Raw genomic sequence first — 3,690 nt, 5'->3', positions numbered from 1 at the left:
GGAAGCCGGAGGTGAGGTCGGCGACCTTGTGGCCGGTCATGCGCGTGGCCAGCCAGTTGTAGAAGGTATTGGCCACGCCGCGCCCGACGCCGGCCTGGCCGCCCCACGAGCGGGCCCCCACGACCATGTCGTAGCCCTCGTCCAGCCGGGCCAGCAGGCGCGCCACGTCCGCCGGGGCATGCTGGCCGTCGCCGTCCATGAACACCAGCACGTCGCCCGTCGCGGCGCGGGCTCCGCGCTTGATCGCCGCGCCGTTGCCCATCGAGTAGGGCGAGGCCAGCCGGGTCACGCCGGCCTGCGCGCAGACGGCGGCGGTGTCGTCGGTGGAGCCGTCGTCGACCACGATGATCTCGGCGTCCGGATGGCGCTGGCGCAGCTCGGGCAGCACGCGCACGAGCGCGGCCGCCTCGTTCTTGGCCGGCAGGATGATGCTTAGCTTCAACGGTGGGCTCCCCCGGGTCTGGCCGGGGATCATAACGTGAGCATGAGCCGCTGCGCCGGACCACCCGCCGCGTGCCCGTGACCGCGGTCCCGGATTGGCGTTTGCAGCGGATGGCCGCACTGCTAGAGTGGGCTAAATTTCACGTGAATCAGCGGGCTGGGGCGGGTTTCACCATGTCATCTCAAGTACAGGCGGCGTCGCTGGCAGGCCTTTCCGGCATGGCCCGGCGGCTGGTGTCGGAGAATGTGTTGCCGGAGGCCGACGCCCGCAAGGCCGTCACCGATTCGGCGCAGGCCAAGGCCACCCTCGCCTCCTGGCTGCTGGACCACCACCTGGTGGACAGCGCGCGGCTGGCGCAGGTGGCCTCGGTGGAGTTCGGCATGCCGCTGATGGATGTGTCGGCGATGCTGCCGGCCAACATGCCGGTGAACCTGATCAGCGAGGCGCTGATCTCCAAGCATCGCGCGCTGCCGCTGTTCCGGCGGGGCAAGCGGCTGTACGTCGGCATCGCCGACCCGATGCAGTCGCACGCGCTGGACGAGATCCAGTTCCACTCCAATTGCCTGGTCGAGCCGATCCTGGTCGAACGCGGCCAGCTGACCAAGACCATCGAGCAGGCGCTGGCCGCGGCCAGCAACACCATCAGCGATGTGGGCGGCGGCGAGCTCGACGGGCTGGAGCTGGAAACCTCCGGCGGTGACGAGGAGGCCGAGCAGACTGGCATCGACGCCACCGGCGGCGACGATGCGCCGGTGGTGAAGTTCGTCAACAAGGTGCTGGTGGATGCGATCCGCCGCGGCGCCTCGGACATCCACTTCGAGCCGTTCGAGACCCAGTACCGCGTGCGCTTCCGCATGGACGGCATGCTGCGCGCGGTGGCCAGCCCGCCGATGAAGCTGGCCAGCCGCATCTCCTCGCGCCTGAAGGTGATGGCCCAGCTCGACATCGCCGAGAAGCGCGTGCCGCAGGACGGCCGCATCAAGCTCAACCTGTCCAAGAGCCGCGCGGTGGACTTCCGCGTCAGCACGCTGCCGACGCTGTTCGGCGAGAAGATCGTGCTGCGTATCCTGGACGGCTCGGCGGCGAAGATCGGCATCGAGAAGCTCGGCTACGAGCCCGAGCAGCAGAAGCTCTACGTCGACGCCATCCACAAGCCCTACGGCATGGTGCTGGTGACCGGCCCCACCGGCTCGGGCAAGACGGTGTCGCTGTACACCGCGCTCAACATGCTCAACACCGCCGAGCGCAACATCTCCACCGTGGAGGACCCGGTGGAAATCCGCGTGGAGGGCATCAATCAGGTGCAGCAGAACACCAAGCGCGGCATGACCTTCGCCGCCGCGCTGCGCTCGTTCCTGCGCCAGGACCCGGACGTGATCATGGTCGGCGAGATCCGCGACCTGGAGACTGCCGAGATCGCCATCAAGGCGGCGCAGACCGGCCACATGGTGCTGTCCACCCTGCACACCAACGACGCGGCGCAGACCGTGGCGCGCCTGATGAACATGGGCATCGCGCCGTACAACATCACCTCGTCGGTCACCCTGATCGTGGCGCAGCGCCTGGCCCGGCGCCTGCATGACTGCAAAAAGCCGGTGGAGCTGCCGCCCGAGGCGCTGCTCGCCGCCGGCTTCAGCCAGAAGGACATCGACGCCGGGCTGACCATCTACGAGGCGGTCGGCTGCGAGAGCTGCAACGAGGGCTACAAGGGCCGCGTGGGCATCTACCAGGTGATGCCGATGCTGGAGGAGATCCAGAAGATCATCCTCAAGGGCGGCAACGCCATGCAGATTGCCGAAGCCGCCCGCGAGGCCGGCATCAACGACCTGCGCGCCTCCGCCCTGCTGAAGGTGAAGAACGGGCTGACCAGCCTGACCGAGATCGATCGCGTGACCACGGACTAGGCCACGGCCGGCCGCCGATCCGTGGCCCGGGACACACCCGGGCTGCGCGCGGCGGCACGGATTGCGGCGCTGGAAATGCAATAAGCTGTTGGGGTTGGGTCGGCCACGGGCCGACCGGGGCGGGACGAAGGGGGAACAGACATGGCCACGGCTACCGCTACGGCGAAGAACTCGCGTGACGTGGGCGCCCAGCGCGCGCAGGTCAGCCAGATGACCCTGTACGACTGGGTTGCGCTGGACAAGCGCGGCAAGCGCATGAAAGGCACCATGCCGGCGAAGAACGCCTCGCTGGTGAAGGCGGAGCTGCGCCGCCAGGGCATGAACCCGCAGACCGTGCGCGAGCAGGCCAAGCCGCTGTTCGGCGCCTCCGGCAGCACGGTGAAGCCGCGCGACGTGGCGATCTTCAGCCGCCAGATCGCCACCATGATGGCGTCCGGCGTGCCGATGGTGCAGTCGTTCGAGATCATCGCCGACGGCCAGAAGAACGTCCGCTTCAAGAACATGCTCACCGACGTCAAGCAGGGCATCGAGGGCGGCGCCTCGCTCAACGAGGCGCTGGCCAAGTACCCGGTGCAGTTCGACGAGCTCTACCGCAACCTGGTGCGCGCCGGCGAGTCCGCGGGCGTGCTGGACACCGTGCTGGACACGGTGGCCACCTACAAGGAGCGGATGGAATCGATCAAGAGCAAGATCAAGAAGGCACTGTTCTATCCCGTGATGGTGATGGTGGTGGCGTTCCTGGTCAGCATGATCCTGCTGCTGTTCGTGGTGCCGGTGTTCGCGCAGACCTTCAAGGACGCTGGCGCCGAGCTGCCGGCCCCGACGCAGATCGTGATCAACGCGTCGGAGTTCATGCAGCACAACTGGTACATCGTGGTGGGCGTGCTGGTGGGCGGCATCGTGGCGATCGTGATGGCCAAGAAGCGCTCGACCAAGTTCGCGCACTTCCTCGACCGGCTGATGCTCAAGCTGCCGGTGATGGGCAACATCCTGCGGCAGTCGGCGATTGCCCGCTTCGCCCGCACGCTGGGCGTGACCTTCCGCGCCGGCGTGCCGCTGGTGGAGGCGCTGGACGCGGTGGCCGGCGCCACCGGCAGCATCGTCTACGGCGACGCGGTGCGCACGATGCGCGACGATATCGCGGTGGGCCACCAGCTGCAGCTGGCAATGCGCCAGACCGGCCTGTTTCCCAACATGGTGGTGCAGATGACCGCCATCGGCGAGGAATCCGGCGCGCTGGACAACATGCTGTTCAAGGTGGCCGAGTTCTACGAGGAAGAGGTCAACACCGCGGTCGATACGCTGTCCACCCTGCTCGAGCCGATCATCATGGTGATCCTGGGC

General features: G+C 67.7%; 3 protein-coding genes. 2 read left to right on the top strand and 1 reads right to left on the bottom strand.

The window, feature by feature from the left end; all coding sequences use genetic code 11:
- Positions 1–442 (bottom strand): glycosyltransferase family 2 protein (locus VFM98_RS03480; RefSeq protein WP_325108512.1); only part of this gene is annotated, 442 nt, incomplete at its 3' end.
- Between the two features lie 173 nt (positions 443–615).
- Between VFM98_RS03480 and pilB the strand changes: the two genes are divergently transcribed.
- Both pilB and VFM98_RS03470 read left to right on the top strand, forming a co-directional pair.
- Positions 616–2,346: a type IV-A pilus assembly ATPase PilB gene (pilB, locus tag VFM98_RS03475; protein ID WP_325108511.1), complete on the top strand. Its 1,731-nt coding sequence runs from the start codon at positions 616–618 to the stop codon at positions 2,344–2,346.
- Between the two features lie 141 nt (positions 2,347–2,487).
- On the top strand, positions 2,488–3,690 hold a 1,203-nt coding region (locus tag VFM98_RS03470), incomplete at its 3' end, for a type II secretion system F family protein (protein WP_325108510.1).

Origin of the sequence: Ramlibacter sp. (genome assembly GCF_035706265.1) — a bacterium.
Taxonomy (GTDB): Bacteria; Pseudomonadota; Gammaproteobacteria; order Burkholderiales; family Burkholderiaceae_C; genus Ramlibacter.
Note: the sequence above shows the minus strand (reverse complement) of the source record. Positions and strands in the feature narration are given on the sequence as shown.